Origin of the sequence: Herbiconiux oxytropis, assembly GCF_024979315.1 — a bacterium.
Taxonomy (GTDB): domain Bacteria; phylum Actinomycetota; class Actinomycetes; order Actinomycetales; family Microbacteriaceae; genus Herbiconiux; species Herbiconiux oxytropis.
Map to the genome: position 1 here is coordinate 57,232 of NZ_JANLCK010000005.1, position 16,519 is coordinate 73,750.

Annotated in this window: 14 protein-coding genes; 2 read left to right on the forward strand and 12 right to left on the reverse strand. The window is 71.5% G+C overall.

The annotated features are described in order from the left end of the window. Window positions 1-17: 17 nt before the first annotated feature. From N1028_RS10825 to N1028_RS10840, 4 genes are read right to left on the reverse strand one after another with little or no spacing between them, the layout of a single operon-like run. Window positions 18-1,013: an FKBP-type peptidyl-prolyl cis-trans isomerase gene (locus N1028_RS10825; protein ID WP_259528441.1), complete on the reverse strand. Its 996-nt coding sequence runs from the start codon at window positions 1,011-1,013 to the stop codon at window positions 18-20. 42 nt (window positions 1,014-1,055) lie between these two features. Next, window positions 1,056-2,312, reverse strand: coding sequence for an MFS transporter (locus N1028_RS10830; RefSeq protein ID WP_259528443.1), 1,257 nt, complete (start codon window positions 2,310-2,312; stop codon window positions 1,056-1,058). 49 nt (window positions 2,313-2,361) lie between these two features. Beyond that, window positions 2,362-3,747 (reverse strand): MFS transporter, encoded by a 1,386-nt coding sequence (locus N1028_RS10835; protein WP_259528445.1) that lies wholly within the window; start codon window positions 3,745-3,747, stop codon window positions 2,362-2,364. Window positions 3,748-3,756: 9 nt separating this feature from the next. Continuing rightward, window positions 3,757-4,239: an OsmC family protein gene (locus tag N1028_RS10840; protein ID WP_259528448.1), complete on the reverse strand. Its 483-nt coding sequence runs from the start codon at window positions 4,237-4,239 to the stop codon at window positions 3,757-3,759. Between the two features lie 51 nt (window positions 4,240-4,290). Here N1028_RS10840 and gabT point away from each other — a divergent pair, with 51 nt between their 5' ends. Both gabT and N1028_RS10850 read left to right on the forward strand, forming a co-directional pair. Next, window positions 4,291-5,652: a 4-aminobutyrate--2-oxoglutarate transaminase gene (gene gabT, locus N1028_RS10845; RefSeq protein ID WP_259528456.1), complete on the forward strand. Its 1,362-nt coding sequence runs from the start codon at window positions 4,291-4,293 to the stop codon at window positions 5,650-5,652. 50 nt (window positions 5,653-5,702) lie between these two features. Continuing rightward, window positions 5,703-6,677, forward strand: a complete 975-nt coding sequence (locus N1028_RS10850) for an asparaginase (protein ID WP_259529101.1) — start codon at window positions 5,703-5,705, stop codon at window positions 6,675-6,677. A 234-nt stretch (window positions 6,678-6,911) separates the two neighbouring features. On the opposite strand, the gene N1028_RS10855 is transcribed toward N1028_RS10850, so the two are convergent. The 8 genes from N1028_RS10855 to N1028_RS10890 form a co-directional block, all read right to left on the reverse strand. Next, entirely contained in the window at window positions 6,912-7,709 is a 798-nt protein-coding gene (locus N1028_RS10855) for an ABC transporter permease (protein WP_259528459.1), read from the reverse strand. Beyond that, complete coding sequence (locus N1028_RS10860; RefSeq protein ID WP_259528461.1) at window positions 7,706-8,617, reverse strand: ABC transporter permease; 912 nt, start codon at window positions 8,615-8,617, stop codon at window positions 7,706-7,708. The genes N1028_RS10855 and N1028_RS10860 overlap by 4 nt, the downstream gene beginning before the upstream one ends. Window positions 8,618-8,622: 5 nt before the next feature. Next, complete coding sequence (locus tag N1028_RS10865) at window positions 8,623-9,840, reverse strand: ABC transporter ATP-binding protein (RefSeq protein WP_259528472.1); 1,218 nt, start codon at window positions 9,838-9,840, stop codon at window positions 8,623-8,625. Further along, entirely contained in the window at window positions 9,840-11,081 is a 1,242-nt protein-coding gene (locus tag N1028_RS10870; protein ID WP_259528474.1) for an ABC transporter substrate-binding protein, read from the reverse strand. The genes N1028_RS10865 and N1028_RS10870 overlap by 1 nt, the downstream gene beginning before the upstream one ends. A gap of 140 nt (window positions 11,082-11,221) precedes the next feature. Continuing rightward, window positions 11,222-11,794: an FHA domain-containing protein gene (locus N1028_RS10875; RefSeq protein ID WP_259528484.1), complete on the reverse strand. Its 573-nt coding sequence runs from the start codon at window positions 11,792-11,794 to the stop codon at window positions 11,222-11,224. After that, window positions 11,791-14,244 carry a transglutaminaseTgpA domain-containing protein gene (locus tag N1028_RS10880; protein ID WP_259528495.1) on the reverse strand — a complete coding sequence of 818 codons (2,454 nt, stop codon included), beginning with the start codon at window positions 14,242-14,244 and terminating at the stop codon, window positions 11,791-11,793. The genes N1028_RS10875 and N1028_RS10880 overlap by 4 nt, the downstream gene beginning before the upstream one ends. Further along, complete coding sequence (locus N1028_RS10885; RefSeq protein WP_259528502.1) at window positions 14,241-15,536, reverse strand: DUF58 domain-containing protein; 1,296 nt, start codon at window positions 15,534-15,536, stop codon at window positions 14,241-14,243. The genes N1028_RS10880 and N1028_RS10885 overlap by 4 nt, the downstream gene beginning before the upstream one ends. Beyond that, complete coding sequence (locus N1028_RS10890) at window positions 15,533-16,504, reverse strand: AAA family ATPase (protein ID WP_259528503.1); 972 nt, start codon at window positions 16,502-16,504, stop codon at window positions 15,533-15,535. Before N1028_RS10890 ends, N1028_RS10885 begins: the two co-directional genes overlap by 4 nt. Window positions 16,505-16,519 lie beyond the last annotated feature (15 nt).

Sequence of the window (16,519 nt, forward strand, 5' to 3'; positions counted from 1 at the left end):
CCGCTGCACGGGAGTGACTATCCGGCGGCCTGGGTGTCGAGGATGTCGATCACGAAGACGAGGGAGTCGGTGCCGAGGATGCCGGCTGCGTCGTTCCCACCCGCACCGTAACCCTGGTCTGGCGGGATGACGACGAGCACCTGCGAGCCGACGGTCTGACCGACGAGCGCGGCGGTGAATCCGGGGATCAGCTGGGCCGAGTTGAGCGTGCGCGGACCGCCTGTGCCCCAGGTCTGGTCGAAGATCGTGCCGGATCCCCAGATCGATCCCTGATACTGCATGAGCACCTGGTCGCCTGCGGCCACGACGGCTCCGTCGCCCTTCTTGAGCACGGCGATCTGCGTTGTGGTCGGGGCGGCACCCTCCGGCGTCGTCACGGTGGGGGTGCCGTCATCGGCGAGCGCGACCGTCGGGAAGCCGTCCTGCACGGGCTGGTCCTCGCCATCAGCACGATCGGGCACGATGCTCTCGATGTCGGCGACCATCACGAGCGCATCTGTGGCCGAGATGCCGAGCGCCTCGTTGCCACCGGCGGCACCGAAGCCGTCGGCCGGAGGGATGACCGAGACGACACGGGAACCCTCGTTCACGCACGCGACGGAGTTGACGATACCGGCGATGTACGTGGCGGTGTCGACCGTCAGCGCGAGAGGGGTCTGGCCCTCTTCGAGGGTCGTGAAGACCTGGTCGCCCGAGGTGGCGTTGTAGATCGTGAAGTCGATCTTGGCGATGTCGCCGAATTCCACCTCGTCGCCATCGCCCTCTGAGACGATCGTGCGCTCGGTGCGGTCGACCGTGAGCGGGCCCTGGAACGCCGTCGTGGGGAGGGCGCCGATGTCGCCCGTGACCGTGACGGAGTCGGACGCGCTGCCGGGCTCGGCGCACTCGTTGACGGGAGCGGCGCCCGCCGTGGGGGTCGACGTCGCCGAGCCCCCGTCGGGGGTCGCGGTGCAGCCCGCGAGCAGGAGGGTCGCGGCGATGGCTGCTGCGGCGACGGCCGGAATTGAACGCATGAGTCCTCTTCGTTCGTGGATGGGGATCGCGGCCAGTCTTCCTCAGTCGCCTTGGGTCAACCTGGCGACCCGCTGGGAGCGGGCACGATGCGCTGCGAGCGTGACCACGCCGAAGACGCCCGCGACGATGGCCCCCACCACCGCGACGGCGAAGCCCGCACGGCCGCCGGCGGCGTCGATGAGCACGCCCGCGAGCGCGGATCCGATCGTGACACCCACGCTCATGGCCGTCGAGGGCCAGGCGAGCGCCTCGGTCAGTCGCCCGCGATCGACCCGCGACTCCACCAGTCCCATGCCGGAGATCAGCAGCGGCGCGGTCACGAGGCCCGCGGCGAACAGTGCCACGGATGCGGCGCCGATCGAGGGCATCAGGGCGACGGCCGGCACCACGACCGCGTAGGCGAGAGCGGCGACGCCCACCCGGAGCTCGAGGGCTCGGCGCAACCGCAGCAGGCCGAAGACGAGCGCCGCCACGACGCTGCCGACCGCGAACGAGGCGAGCAGGAGGCCGGCGGCCGCGGGGACGCCCTCCTCGTCGGCGAAGCCCACGGCGGTGAGGTCGACCGCGCCGAAGACGAGACCGATGCCGAGGAAGAGCGGCACGAGGAGCGCGATGCCGGGCGGGAGCGGGGCGAGGAGTCTGAAGCGGCCGGCCGACGGCGCGTGGACCTCTGCCGCCACCGGATGCACGGCGGGCGTTGTCGAGCGCAGCAGGATGAGTGCGGCCATGCCCGCGAGCCCGGCGGTGAGCCCCACCGCGAAGCCGAGCACGGGGCTCACGGCGGCGGCGAGCAGGGTCACGACGGGAGGGCCGATGACGTAGACCGACTCGTCGGCCACCGATTCGAGCGAGAAGGCGGAGTGCCGGTCGTGGCCCGCCGGCAGCAGACTGCTCCAGCGGGCGCGCGTGACCGAGCCGATGTCGACGGTGCTCGCACCGAGGAGGAGGGCGGTGACGAACCAGGTCCAGAGCGGCAGCTCGGCCGTGACCGCTCCGAGGAGGGCGAGCGCGGAGACGAGGGTGGCGGCGAACCCGGCCGCGAGGACGCGGCGCTGGCCCACGCGGTCCATCGCGCGCGACCAGAGCGGGCCGATGAAGGCGGAGCCGATCACCATCACGGCGGCGACCATCGCGGCGAGCGAGAAGCGGCCGGTCTCCCCTGCCACGAGGAGCACGGCGCCGAGGCTGAGGGTGGAGCGCGGCAGGCGGCCGAGCCAGCCCGCGGTGTAGAACGCTACGGATCCGGGGACCGCGAAGGCTTCGCGGTAGCCGGCGGCGGGCTGGGCTGCGTTCGGCACGCGGTCCTCGACATCTCTGGCCACGGCGAAGGCGGGGATTCCCGGCCGGCTACTCGGGTGACGGCTCCATGTTAGCGGCGGCCTTCTCGGGCGCCGGGTTGCGGATGCCCGCGAAGGCCACGAGACCGCCCGCCACGAAGAACACGGCCGTCACGAGCACCACCCGGTGGAACCCCACGAGATCGAGCACCGCCGTGCCCGCGATGAGGCTCGCGAGCGCCACCGCGATGAGACCGGCCACGCGGGAGACGGCGTTGTTCACGGCGGAGGCGATGCCCGAGCGCGCGGGATCGATCGCCCCGAGGATGGCTGCGGTGAGCGGTGCGACCGTGATGGCCATGCCGAGACCGAAGACGACGACCGCCGGGAGCACCTGGGTGAGGTAGTCGGCGCTCTCGTCGAAGCGCAGCATGAGCAGGAATCCGGCACCGGCCACGAGCGGGCCCACCGTCATGAACAGGCGCGGCCCGATCCGCCCGCTCCACCGCCCGAAGAGGCTCGAGAGGCCGATGAGCAGGATGCTCGTGGGGATCATCGCGAAGCCCGCGAGCGTCGCGCTGTAGCCCGCGACCTGCTGCAGGAAGACGGCGACGCTGAAGAAGCCGAGCGAGAGGGCGCCGTAGATGAGGAAGGTCGAGACGTTGCCCACCGAGAAGTTGCGCACCCGGAACAGCTCGAGCGGCAGCATCGGCTGCGCGGTGCGGCGCTCGTGCACGAGGAACGCCGCGAGAGCGAGCAGTCCCACCACGAGCGGCACGAGCACGACGGGCGAGCCCCAGCCGAAGTTCGCCTGCTCGATGAGCGCGAACACCGGCAGCCCCAGGCCGAGCATGCCGAGCACGGCGCCCGGGTAGTCGATGCGCGCTCCCGGCGCGTGGTGCCGATCCGGATCGAGCTTCGTCAGCAGCACGACCGTCACGACGATCGGCAGCACGTTGATGCCGAAGATCAGCCGCCACGACACCTGGTCGACGAGCACGCCGCCGAGGATGGGGCCGGCGATGTTCGCGACGCTCGTGAACGCGGTCCAGGTGCCGATGGCGCGACCCTGGGCGGGACCGGAGAAGGTCGCGATGATGATCGCGAGCGACGACGGCACGAGGAGGGCGCCCGCGACGCCCTGCAGCGCGCGGGCCACGATGAGGAACTCCACGGTGGGTGCGAACGCGCAGAGCAGCGACGCCACGCCGAAGCCGACGAGGCCGATCAGCAGGATGCGCTTGCGCCCGTAGACGTCGCTCAGCGAGCCCGCGAGGAGGATGACGGAACCGAGGGTGATGAGGTAGGCGTCGACGACCCACTGCTGGGTCGACAGCTCACCGCCGAGGTCGCGGCTGATGGCCGGCAGCGCCACGTTGATGACCGTGGCGTCGAGGAAGGAGACGAAGGCGGCGAGGATGGCGACGACGAGGACGAGCCTCTGCTGCCGCGTCATGGCCACGGTCTAGGCCACGACGAGTCGCGGCGAATGCCCCACCGGGAAGTTCACCGAGTTGGCGATGAAACACTTCTCGGCGGCCTCGCGGTGGAGCGCGGCGAACTCCTCCTCGGAGGGCGAGGCCGCACCCTCGGCCACTGCGAGCGTGACGACCGGGTGCAGCTCGGCGCTCGTGAACCGGCCGCCGTCGCCCTGCTGCACCAGGGTGCCGGTCGCGGCATCCGTGTACGCCGTCACGACGAGGCCGTGCAGCACCGCCACGTGCAGGAACGAGAGCATGTGGCACTCGGCGAGGGCGGCGAGCAGCAGTTCCTCGGGGTTCCAGCGGTCGCGGTCGCCGTGGAAGGTCTTGTCGGCCGAGACCTCGATGTCGTGCTTGCCCGCGGCGGTGAGCAGCCCCTGCCGCCCGTAGTCGCGGTAGTGGCTCGTGCCGGTCCCCCGATTGCCAAGCCACTCGACATCGACGCTGTAGTGATGCTCAGGAGTCACCCGGCCATGCTAACCCGGCTCGGGCCGAGCCTGGCCTAAACTCGAACCACTATGACTGACACCATCGACGCCCCGGTTTACACGGTTCCCCAGGAGCGGAAGGTCGTCACGGCGATCCCCGGCCCGCGGTCGAAGGAGCTGCACGAACGACGCCTCGCCGTCGTGCCGCCCGGTGTCACGGCAGCGCTGCCCGTCTACGTCGCCAAGGCGAGCGGGGCCGTGCTGGTCGACGTCGACGGCAACCAGTTCATCGACCTCGGCGCCGGCATCGGCGTGACCACCGTCGGGCACGCGAACGCGGCCGTGGTCGAGGCCGCGACGGCTCAGCTGCAGGATCTCACCCACACGCTCTTCACGGTCACCCCCTACGAGGAGTACGTGCGCGTGGCAGAGCTCCTCGCCGAGCACACCCCCGGCGACTTCGCCAAGCGCACGGTGCTCGTGAACTCGGGTGCGGAGGCTGTGGAGAACGGCGTCAAGATCGCCCGCAAGTTCACCGGCCGCAACGGTGTCGCCGTGCTCGACCACGCCTATCACGGTCGCACCAACCTCACGATGGCCATGAACTTCAAGGCCGCCCCCTACGCCACCGGATTCGGGCCGCTCGCGGGCGACGTCTACCGCGCGCCGAACTCCTACCCCTACCACGACGGACTGTCGGGTGCCGAGGCCGCCGCCCGCACCATCAACTACCTCGAGAAGACCGTCGGCGCGGCCGACCTCGCGTGCCTCGTGGTGGAGCCCATCCAGGGCGAGGGCGGTTTCGTCGTGCCTGCCGAGGGCTACCTGCCCGCACTGCAGGCCTGGTGCACCGAGAAGGGCATCGTCTTCATCGCCGACGAGATCCAGAGCGGCATGGCCCGCACGGGCGAGTACTTCGCGTCGACCCACTTCGGGCTCGTGCCCGACATGGTGCTCTCGGCCAAGGGCATCGCGGGCGGCCTCCCGCTCGCGGGCGTCACCGGCCGCGCCGAGATCATGGACTCCGCACAGCCCGGCGGGCTCGGCGGCACTTTCGGCGGCAACCCGGTGGCCGCGGCCGCCGCGGTCGCGGTGTTCGAGCAGATCGAGTCGGCGTCGCTCCTCGCGGAGGCCGACCGCATCGGCGCCACGCTCCTCGCTGGATTGACGGCGCTGCAGGAGAAGTACGACGTGATCGGCGACGTGCGTGGTCGCGGCGCCATGATCGCGATCGAGCTCGTGGAGCCCGGCACGGCGTCGACCACCAAGACCCCGCACGCCGAGGCCGTCAACGCCATCGTGGCGCACTGCGCCCAGAACGGCGTGCTCGCGCTGAACGCCGGCACCTACGGCAACGTGCTCCGGTTCCTGCCCTCGCTCGCGATCTCGGACGAGCTGCTGCTCGACGCGCTCTCGGTGATCGACGAGGCGCTCGCCCAGCTCTCGGCATGAGCGACGGGGCCGGCTTGAGGGGCGGGGCCGGGATGACGGGAGGGGCCGGCATGCCGGGCACCGCCACGATCTCCGAATCGGCGGAACTCGCGGTCGTCGACCGCAGCGGCTTCGTCGAGTCGCGGCACATCGGCTCGGCCGTGGTGCTGGATGCGTCGGGCCAGGTGGCCATCAGCGTCGGCTCCCCCGCACTGCCGGTCTACCCGCGATCGTGCATGAAGCCGTTCCAGGCGCTCGCGGTGCTCGAGTCGGGGGTCTCGCTCGATCCGGTGCAGACCGTGCTCGCGACGGCGAGCCACGCGGCGACGCCCGCGCACATCGAGGTCGTCTCCTCCATCCTGACCGAGGCGGGGCTGCCGGCGTCGGCGCTCGGCTGCCCACCCGACTGGCCGGGCGCCTCGAGCGCGCGCGACGAGGTCATCCGGGCACATGGTGGCCGTGAGCGCATCTCCATGAACTGCTCGGGCAAGCACGCCGCGATGCTGCTCGCGTGCGTGCGGAACGGCTGGGACACGGCGACCTACCTCGACCCGGCGCACCCGCTGCAGCAGCGTATCCTCGCCGTCGTCGAGCGGGAGACCGGCTCACCGGTGGCGCACTCGGGCGTCGACGGATGCGGGGCTCCCGTGCATGCGATGTCGCTCGAGGCGCTCGCGCGAGGCATCGGTCGCATCCGGCGTGCCTCGTCGGGGCCGGCGGCGCACCTCACCTCGAGCATCCTGGCGAACGGCTGGGCCATCGACGGCCCCGGCCGGGCGAACACCGTGGTGATCGACCGCCTCGGTGTGGTCGCGAAACTCGGCGCCGAGGGCGTCATGGTGATGGCGACGCCCGACGGCTCCTCGGTCGCGGTGAAGGTGCTCGACGGCAGCCTCCGCGCCGCCACCCTCGTGGCCCTCACCCTGCTCGCGCGTCACGGCGCCGTCACCGACGCCCAGGTGGCCGACCTCACCCCCGACCTCGACCTCGCCATCCACGGGGGTGCGACGCCCGTGGGCACCATCCGCGTCTCCCCCACCCTCTAGCGCCCCGCCCACCCTCTAGCGCCCGCGCCCGCCCGGGTGGATGTGGGGTGGAAGAGGCGGCACGCGGCACAGCAAGCGCACCGACCCGAAGGCCGCTGGGCGCTCCCACCCGACCCGAGGTGGCACGGTCGCCGCGCAGCGACGCCCGCGCCACATGCCCCCCGCGCCGCAGAGGCGGCGGCGCGGCAAGAACACAGCCACATGTCCCCCCGCGCCGCAGAGGCGGCGGCGCGGCTAGGAAGCACTCGACCTCTTCGCCCGCGCCGCCCGGGAGACCTGCGCCACCACGACGAGCACGATCGCCAGGAGGAAGACCGCCGAGGCGATGACGTTCACCTGGGCCGGGATCCCTCGGGCGGCGGCGATGTAGATGAACTTCGGGAAGGTGTCGACGGCTCCCGAGTTGAAGTTCGTGATGATGAAGTCGTCGAAGCTCAGGGCGAACGACAGCAGGGCGGCCGCCGCGATGCCGGGCACCAGCAGCGGGAACGTGATGCGCCAGAAGACCTGTCCCGGCGAGCCGTACAGGTCCCGGCCCGCCTCCTCGAGCGCCGGGTCGAGCGAGGCGACCCGCGCCTTGACCGTGACCACCACGAAGCTGATGCAGAACATCGTGTGGGCCAGGATGATGGTGCCGAGCCCCTTCTCGACCCCCACCGTGAGGAACTGGGCCGCGAGCCCCGCGCCGAGCACCACCTCGGGGGTCGCCATCGGCAGGAACAGCAGCAGGCTGATGGCCGAGCGTGCCTTGAACCGGTAGCGCACGAGCGCGATGGCGATGAGCGTGCCGAGCGCGGTGGCGAGCACCGTCGAGGTGAGCCCCACCAGGATGCTGTTGCCGAATGCCTCGCAGAGCCCCTGCACGGTGCACACCGTGGCCCACTTCTCGAGCGTGAACCCCTGCCAGGCGATGTTGAGCTTGCCGGAGTCGTTGAACGAGAACACGAACGTGTAGACGATCGGGATGAGGAGGAACGCGAGCGCGATGAAGGTGTAGATCCAGAGCCCGAGGCCCTTCGTGCGGCGCCTCATACGAGATCCTCCGTTCCGGTGCGGCGGACGTACACTCCGACGATCACGAGGATGACGGCCATCAGCACGATCGACAGGGCGGCCGCGGCCGGATAGTTCTGCAGCACGAGGAAGTTCGCCTCGATCGCGTTGCCCACCATGGCCGTCGACGACGACCCGAGGAAGTCGCGACTGGCGTTGATGTAGTCGCCGGCCGCCGGGATGAAGGTGAGCAGGGTGCCCGAGACGATCCCGGGCATCGACAGCGGCACGGTCACCGTGCGGAAGACGGTGAACGGACTCGCATAGAGGTCGGCACCCGCCTCGAGGTAGCGCGTATCGAGCCGCTCGAGGGTGGCGTAGAGCGGCAGCGTCATGAACGGGATGAAGTTGTAGGTGAGACCGAAGATCACCGAGAACGCCGTGCCCGTGAGGTGCCCGTCGGAGGGCAGGACGGCGATCGATTTGAGGAAGACCACGACCGGCCCCTCATCCGACATGATCTGCTTCCAGGCCAGGGTGCGCAGCAGGAAGCTGATGAAGAACGGGGCGATCACGAGCGTGAGCAGGAGGCTCTGCAGCAGCGGGAACCGCCTTGCCTTCACCCCGATGAAGTAGGCGATGGGGTAGCTGATCACGAGGGCGAGCACGGTGGCGACGAGCGCGTAGCCGAAGGCGCGCAGGATGAGCGGCCAGTACTCCCCCACCGCGTCGACGTAGTTCTCCCAGCGGAACGCCGTGACGTAGTCGCCGATGTCGCCGTAGAGATCCGGCTCCTGGAAGGAGGTGATGACGAGCGAGATGAGCGGGGTGAGGAAGAACAGCAGGAGGTAGGCGATGCCCGGGAGGAGCAGCACGAGCGCCACGAAGCTGCGCTTCCTGGGCGCCTGCTCGACCGTCGTCTGCGAGGCGAAGGCGGTGAAGGCCACGGCGGCTAGGCCTGTTCCAGCTCTTCTTCCAGCGCGATCCGGCGCTGGATGGCGATCGACTCGGTCGAGGCGTCGGGCACGAAACGCGGCACCGTGCCGGGGTCGTCGTCGAGCCCGAAGCCGTGGTCGGCGTTCCAGGACAGCCACACCTCGGCGCCGACCTGCACGACCGGCCCGAACACCATGTTCTGCGCGAACACCACGAGCTCGCCCGCGCCGGGCACCTCCACGAGGTACTGGGTGCTGACTCCCGAGAACGAGACATCCGTGACCCGCCCGGGCCCGAAGACGTTGCGGCCCGCTTGCGGGAGAGGCGCCTCGGTGAGCAGCGTCACCTTCTCCGGGCGCACGCCGATCGCGACCTCGCCGGAGTGCCGCTGAGAACGGGCGCGGGGCACGACCACCGGGACGCCGCCGACGTCGACGGTGATGGCATCCGCCGTGGCCGCCACGACCTCGCCCGTGAAGAGGTTCGACTGGCCGAGGAAATTGGCCACGAACGCCGTGCGGGGCAGCTCGTAGAGCTCCTCGGGGGCGCCCATCTGCTCGATCCGCCCTTTGTTCATGACCGCGACGGTGTCGGCCATGGTCATGGCCTCCTCCTGGTCGTGCGTGACGTGCAGGAAGGTGAGGCCCACCTCGGTCTGGATGGCCTTCAGCTCGAGCTGCATCTGTCGGCGGAGCTTGAGGTCGAGCGCGCCGAGCGGCTCGTCGAGCAGCAGCAGGGCGGGCCGGTTCACGATGGCGCGGGCGAGCGCGACGCGCTGCTGCTGGCCGCCCGAGAGCTGGGCGGGGCGGCGGGACGAGACGTGGTCGAGCTCGACGAGGGCGAGCGCCTCGTGGGCCTTCGCGACGGCATCGCGGATGCGGCGCCGGCGGAGGCCGAAGGCGACGTTCTCGAGGATCGTCATGTGCGGGAAGAGCGCGTACGACTGGAACACCGTGTTGACCGGCCGCTGGAACGGCTTGGTGTCGGTCACGTCCTTGCCGCCGATCAGGATGCGCCCCGCGGTGGGCTCCTCGAGCCCCGCCACGAGCCGTAGCGTGGTGGTCTTGCCGCAGCCGGAGGGGCCGAGCAGGGCGAAGAACGAACCGGCCGGGATCTGCAGGTCGAGCGAATCGATGGCCGTGAAGCCCGGAAACCTCTTGGAGATGCCGGTGAGCTCGAGGTCGGCGCCGCTCTCGGCGAAGGATGCTCCGGACTTCGTGGATGACGTCGCCATCAGCTGCCCAGCAGCACCTTCTGGAACTGGGCCTGGTAGTCGTTCTCCTCCTGCGGGGTGAGGGTGCGGAAGACGTGCACGGTGCTGAGCGTCTCCTCGTCCGGGAAGATCAGCTGGTCGGAGGCGAGCTCGGGGTCGATGAGGTCCATCGCCTCCTTGGCGCCGACCACCGGGGTGACGTAGTTGACCCAGGCGGCGAGCTCGGCGGCCACCTCGGGCTCGTAGTAGTAGTTCATGACGGCCTCGGCGTTGGCCTTGTGGGCCGAGCCCATGGGCACCACGAAGGTGTCGTTCCAGAGCGTGCCACCGGCATCCGGGATAGCGAACTCCCACTTGTCGCCCGCCGTGGCGTTGAGGCTCGTGATGTCGCCGGACCAGCAGATGGCGGCGAAGGTGTCCTCCGACTGGAGGTCGTTGAGGTAGGCGTTGCCCTTGATGTTGCGGATCTGGCCGTCCTCGACCTGCTGGGTGAAGGCGTCCATGGCATTCGCGAAGTCGTCGTCGCCCCACTCGCCCGTGATGTCGGCGCCCTGGGCGAGCATGATGAGGCCGATGGTGTCGCGCATCTCGGAGAGCACGCCCACGCGGCCCTTGAGTGCGGGATCCCACAGGTCTTCGACGCTCTTCAGGCCCGCCGGCACCTTCTCCTTGTTCCAGCAGATGCCCGCGAAGCCGCCCTGCCAGGGCAGCGAGAGCTTGCGGCCCGGGTCGAAGTCGGGGTTCGCGAACGACTCGCTGAGATTCGCGATGTTCGGGATGTTGGCGCGGTCGAGCTCCTGCACGTAGCCCTGGCGCACCAGTCGGGCCACCATCCAGTCGGTGAGGCAGACGGTGTCGGCGCCGATGTCCTGGCCGAGGGCCAGCTGGTCCTTGACCTTGGCGTAGTAGCTGTTGTTGTCGTCGACGTCGACGTTGTAGGTCACGGTGATGCCGGACTCGTCCTCGAAGCCGATGAGCGTCGGGTAGTTGCCGTCGTCGTCCTCATCCATGTAGGCGGGCCAGTTGCTCCAGGCGAGCGTCTTCTCGGTGGCCGAGACGTCTTTCGCGGGGGTGAGGTCGGCGCGCTGGCCGCCCGAGGAGCAGGCCGCGAGGGCGAGAGCGGTGGCGCTCATTCCCGCTGCACCGAGGAAGCCGCGGCGGCTGAGGGAGACGGATCTGGCCTTCTGCAGGGCCTGGGAGTGACGGATGGCCTGGAGGATCATCGGGTCTTGCGGTGCGCGCACGGTGGGCCTCTCACTCACGGAAAAACAGTGTTCCGATAGTGGCACAGGGCTTCTCGGCTCCGACAGCGAGGACGACGAACTACATCAGATCGAAACATAGGTTTTACGAAATCGGTTCCCGCGGGCGCCGATGACGGTCGATCTCGTCTGTTCCGGGTTCAGTGCACGTCGAACCACTGATCGCCGATGCCCACGCGCGTGCCGCGCGGCACACGCACGCGCTCGCCCGCGACGAGCTCGCGGGGATCGACGAGGTCGAGACCCACCCGCGTGCCGTTCGACGAGCCGCGGTCGGCTACCCAGAGCTCGCCCTCGTCGACACCGAACGCCAGATGGGTCTTGGAGACGCTGCGTTCGGGATCGACGACCTGCACGAGGTAGTCGAAGCGCTCCCCGGGTGCCGGAGCGGGGTTGCGGCCCACGAGGCCATCGCCGGAGACGCGGATGCTCTCACCCGTGCTGAAGACGAGGCTGAAGAGGGAGCCGGTGCGGCGGGCGGCGGGCGGCGGTGCGGCGTGGCGGGGCGGATGCTCGGGCGTGGGCTGCGCGGGGGCGGGCTGCTGCAGCGCGGCCGTGCGGCGCTGCTCGCGCACGATCGCGTCGAGGAGGGCCTTGCGGTCGTGTCGGGCCGTGTCGCCGAGGGTGGGCCGTGGCGCGATCGCCGAGGTTCCGCACTCTCCGCAGAGCAGGGCTCCGGCGCTCAGAGTCGTGCCGCACGTTCTGCACTTCACTGCTTGTCCTGCCTGTCGTCGTGCTTGCCATGATACGGGCGCAACGACCTGGTCGACAGCCGGGCCCGCAGCCGGGCGAGCCGTCCGCCCCGGTCGAGGAGCCGTCGGCGCTCGGTGTCTGAGGCACTCCAGAGCGCCGCGAGTTGCGCCTCCGCGGGCTCGACCGGGCCGTAGAGGGCCTCGTCGACGCGCTGCGCGAGAGCGACGGCGCCGGGAGTCACCGCCCGCCGGTCACCGGATGTCGTGCCGGGCTCGCCGTCCGTGTGCGCCAGCGCGACCGCGGCCTCACGGCGGGTGGCCGAGGTGGGGAGCGGCAGGTCGGTGTCGCGCGCGGCGTCGAGCAGCTCGGCCCAGCTGCCGGCGGCGCGGGCTCGCGGCGCTCCGCTGCTGCGCCGTCGGCTCCGCCTGCGGCGCTTGAGGGCGAGCACGGTGAGGAAGGGAGCCAGGAGCGCGGCGAGGACCGCGAGCGAGAGGCCCGCGATCAGCGCGATCTGCAGCAGGAGCGGTGCGAGGGTGTCGGTCGGCGGCGGATCGGTGTCGTCCTGCTCGAGCGGCGCCTGGTCGATCGAGTCGTCGACGCCGTCGGGAGCCGGCGGAACGACGTCGGGCGGGCGCACGGCCGTGCTGCTGTCGTCGGTGGCGGCGGCCGGGACAGGCCGGGGTTCGGGCGTGACGTCGAGGGCGAGCCAGCCCTCCTCGGCCGTGTAGACCTCCACCCAGGCGGTCGCGTCGCCGCCGCGGAGGGCGACGGGGCCGTCCACCGAGGCGGCTGCGTCGCCGGCCGGGGCTGCGGTGTCGCCGGTCGAGGCTGCGGCCCCGGTCTCGCTGCCGGGCACGGCGAAGCCGAGGGCGACGCGCGCCGGGAAGCCCGCGGCCTCGGCGAGGAGGGCGCCGGCGGCGGCGTACTGCTCCGCGTCGCCCACCATGGGACTGGCCGTGAGGAGCTCTTGCAGGCGGTCGGCGCCGTGTCCCGAGCGCGAGAAGACCTCGCCCTCCCGGCTGCTCGACAGGTAGCCCGAGCGGAGCCCCGCCACGATGCCGGCGAGGCGGGCACCCGCCGAACGGGACTCCGGCGCCCACTCGGCCGAGCGGGTCGCGACGGCATCCGGAACCCCGGCCTGCTGCACCCGCACGGCAGCTCCGGGTGTGACTCCCGACGGGTCGGCGGGCAGCACGGCACCGCTCACCTCGAGCAGGTAGCCGTCGCCCTCGGCGAGGCCCTCGAGGTCGGCGGCGGTGCTGAGGTCCGGACTGTAGAAGAGCGAGTCCTGCAGCGCGGCGGCGTCCGCCCCCCAGAAGCGCACGGCCTCGGGTTCGCCGGCTGTGGGCACCCAGAAGCCCGAGTACGCACCGATCGAGACGTCGAGCGTGCGCCGCGCAGCCGTGGCATTCTCCCCGGCGGTGTGTGACTCGGATCCCGTGGCCACCAACCGCTCGGGCACGCGGGAGAACAGGGCACCGGCGTCACCGGAGGCTCCACCGGCAGGCCCCACGTCGTACACCACACCGTCGTAGTCGTCCATGCGCGCGAGCACGATCCGCTCACCGGCACGCGCACCCTCGACCGTGAGCATGATCGTCGAGTCGGCCGGGGCCGCCACGAACGAGCGGTAGGCCGAGAGCGGGCTCGGCTGCTCGCTCGGATCGAAAGGCTGCTCGACGGTCTCGCGCAGGGTCGCACGGTCGACGGGCGAGCCCGGTGCCCAGGCCGTGGCGGATCCCGGTACCAGGACCCCGACGACGAGCGCGCCCGCGAGCCCGGCCGCCACCACGCCCACCGCACCGACGAGGCGCGGAGCACGCCGCCTGCCGGAACGCGAGGGCGGAGTGCCAGGCGCAGGCGGCACCGCCCGGGTGAACCCGACCCAGAGCATCGCCAGCACGGCGAAGAGGCAGCCCACGACGACCGGCGCGAGCGCCTCCTGGCCGCCGAAGGCGATGCCCGCGACGAGCACGGCCAACGCCGGCAGCAGTGCGAGCACGGGCAGTCGCGTGCGGAGCGCGACGGAGACCCCGGCGACGGACGCGGCGAGCAGCAGCGCGAAGACGGGCACGAGGAGCGCCTGGTAGTCGCCGACAGGCAGGGAGATCGTGAGCAGCTGGCGCCAGCCCGTGCCCGTCGTGACGACCAGGTCGGCGAGACCGGCGGGGGTGGGGAGCACCCCCCAGAGCGCCTTCGCCGGCACGGCGAGGGGAACACCGAGCACGAGCCACGCGAGCACGGTGGCTCCGAGCACCGCGGGGCCCGGCCAGCGGAGGGCCGCGCCGGCGACGCCGATCAGTGTGCCGACGGTGACCGTGACGGCCGCCAGGATGGCGAAGGCGGCGGACTCGTAGACCGGCCACCAGGTCGCGGCAGCCACGAGCACGAGCACCTCGACGAGCGCGGCCGCGAGCAGCGTGCGGCCGATCCGCTGCGCGCCCGATGCGGGGTCGTGAGCCCGGCTCACACGCCCACCGCCCGGGTGAGGGCTCGCACGAGGTCGTCGAGGTAGCCGATGCGGGTGATGCGCAGGGCGTCGATGCGCACGAGTGCCGGCTCGGCTTCGGGCTCGGCGACCACGGCGACGACCTCGACGCCGGTCGCGAAGTGCGAGGCGGCCGCCCGGAGCTGTCGGGCGGTCACGGTGCTGCCGCAGGCGAGGAACACGACCGAGGCATCGGCCGCCGACTCTCCCACCGCCCTCGCCACGGCGGTGAGCCGTGCGGCGCCGGGCACCTCCTCCACACCGCTGAGGTCGTCGAGGAGATCGCGCGGGGCGCTCGTGCGGAGCCGGCCGCTGCGCCGGGGCGACGCAGCCGGACGGAGGCGCCCGACCCGGCGAGCTGCGACGCCCGCCGCTCGAGCCGGCCGCACAACCCGATCACCGGCGGAGCCGCCCGACCGGCCGGGGGCGCCCGAGAAGACCGAGACGGTGGCCCCGTCGGCGATGGCGCGCACACCGATCGAGGCCAGCACGCTCACCACCAGCTCGAACTCCTCGTCGGAGGCGTAGTCCTCGGGCGACTGGGACTGCACGACGATGAGGTGGCTTCGCCTGGTCTGCTCGAACTGGCGCACCAGGAACGCCCCGGCCCTGGCCGTGCTCTTCCAGTGGATGTGCCGCCGATCGTCTCCCGCCACGTAGGGCCGGAGCGCGTGGAACGACATGTCGCTGTCGGTCAGATCCGACGTGGGGATGCCCTCCAGGTCGCGGAGCAGTCCCGTGCTGCGCACGGCGAGCGGCACCGTGGCCGGGTGCACGAAGAGCTCCGCAGCTCCCGAGCGCACCGACTCCCGCCGCGCGAGGCCGAGCGGATCGCGCCGCACGACGACCACGGGCCCCAGACGGATGACGCCGCGCCGGACGGCGGGCACCTCCACCCGCACCTCGCGCGACGAGCGGGCAGGCACGGCGGGGAGCGACACCGCCTCGAGCCGAGGGGGCTCGCTGCGAGAGCTCACCGCGAGTTCGGCCGTGCGCGCTCCCCGCCTGGATCCGGAGTCGTTGAAGGCACGCACGGCGACGCTCGCCGTGCCACCGGAGACGACGTGCCGGTCGAGCACCTCGATCTCGACCCGTCCCGCCGTGCGCCCCACGAGGAAGAGGGCCGACGCCACCGCCACACCCGATGCCACCGCCCCCGCCGTGACGAGCTCGAGCCAGCCGAGAAGCGATCCTGTGACGAGACCCGCCACGGCCAGGGCGGCGACGGCCCAGCCGCCCGCCGTCACCACGACGGCGGGACGGGGGGCGCTCATGCGGTCGGGACGTCCCCGGGCGGCGGGACGTCGAGCAGGATCTGCGAGATGACGCCGAGGGCGCTCACGCCGTCGAACTCCGCCTCAGGATCGAGCACCAGGCGGTGGGCCAGGACGGGGCCCGCGAGCGCCTTCACATCGTCAGGCACCACGTAGTGCCGCCCGTCGGAGGCTGCGAACGTCTTGGCGGTGCGGATGAGGGCGAGGGCGGCGCGCACGCTCGCCCCCAGTCGCGTCTCCCCCGCATCCCGCGTGGCCTGCACGAGCCTCGAGACGTAGTCGTTGATGGCCGCATCGACGTGCACCGTGCGCGCCTCGGCGGCGAGGAGGGTCACACCGTCGGAGGTGATGATGGGCGGGCGGGAGCCGGAATGGGCGCGCTCGGTGGCGCCCTCCAGGATGCGCAGCGTCGTGGCGTGGTCGGGATACCCGATCGAGGTCTTCAGCAGGAAGCGGTCGAGCTGGGCCTCGGGCAGCCGGTAGGTGCCCGCCTGCTCGATGGGGTTCTGCGTGGCGATCACCATGAACGGCAGGCCCACGGGGTGGGAGTCGCCGTCGACCGTGACGGTGCCCTCCTCCATGACCTCGAGCAGGGCGGCCTGGGTCTTGGGGCTGGCCCGGTTGATCTCGTCGGCGAGCACGATGTTCGCGAACACCGGCCCCGGGTGGAACGAGAACGCACCGCTCGGCTGGTCGTAGACGCTGACGCCCGTGATGTCACCCGGCAGGAGATCCGGGGTGAACTGGATGCGGCTGCTCGTGCCGCGCACGCTGCTCGCGATGGCCCGGGCGAGCGAGGTCTTGCCCGTTCCCGGCGCGTCCTCCAGCAGCAGGTGGCCTTCGCTGAAGAGCGCGGTGAGGGCGAGCCGCACCACGTGCGACTTGCCGTGGAGCGTCTGCTCGATGTTCGCGGTCAGCTTGTCGAAGACGTCGGCGAACCGCGCCGCCTGCTCCGTCGTCATCGTCATCTGCGCTGCACCTCT

Bases quoted from the DNA above. Each gene is read 5' to 3' on its own strand.
- N1028_RS10825 (WP_259528441.1), bottom strand. From the start codon at position 1,013: ATGCGTTCAATTCCGGCCGTCGCCGCAGCAGCCATCGCCGCGACCCTC.
- N1028_RS10835 (WP_259528445.1), bottom strand. From the start codon at position 3,747: ATGACGCGGCAGCAGAGGCTCGTCCTCGTCGTCGCCATCCTCGCCGCC.
- gabT (WP_259528456.1), top strand. From the start codon at position 4,291: ATGACTGACACCATCGACGCCCCGGTTTACACGGTTCCCCAGGAGCGG.
- N1028_RS10850 (WP_259529101.1), top strand. From the start codon at position 5,703: ATGCCGGGCACCGCCACGATCTCCGAATCGGCGGAACTCGCGGTCGTC.
- N1028_RS10855 (WP_259528459.1), bottom strand. From the start codon at position 7,709: ATGAGGCGCCGCACGAAGGGCCTCGGGCTCTGGATCTACACCTTCATC.
- N1028_RS10865 (WP_259528472.1), bottom strand. From the start codon at position 9,840: ATGGCGACGTCATCCACGAAGTCCGGAGCATCCTTCGCCGAGAGCGGC.
- N1028_RS10885 (WP_259528502.1), bottom strand. From the start codon at position 15,536: ATGAGCGCCCCCCGTCCCGCCGTCGTGGTGACGGCGGGCGGCTGGGCC.
- N1028_RS10890 (WP_259528503.1), bottom strand. From the start codon at position 16,504: ATGACGATGACGACGGAGCAGGCGGCGCGGTTCGCCGACGTCTTCGAC.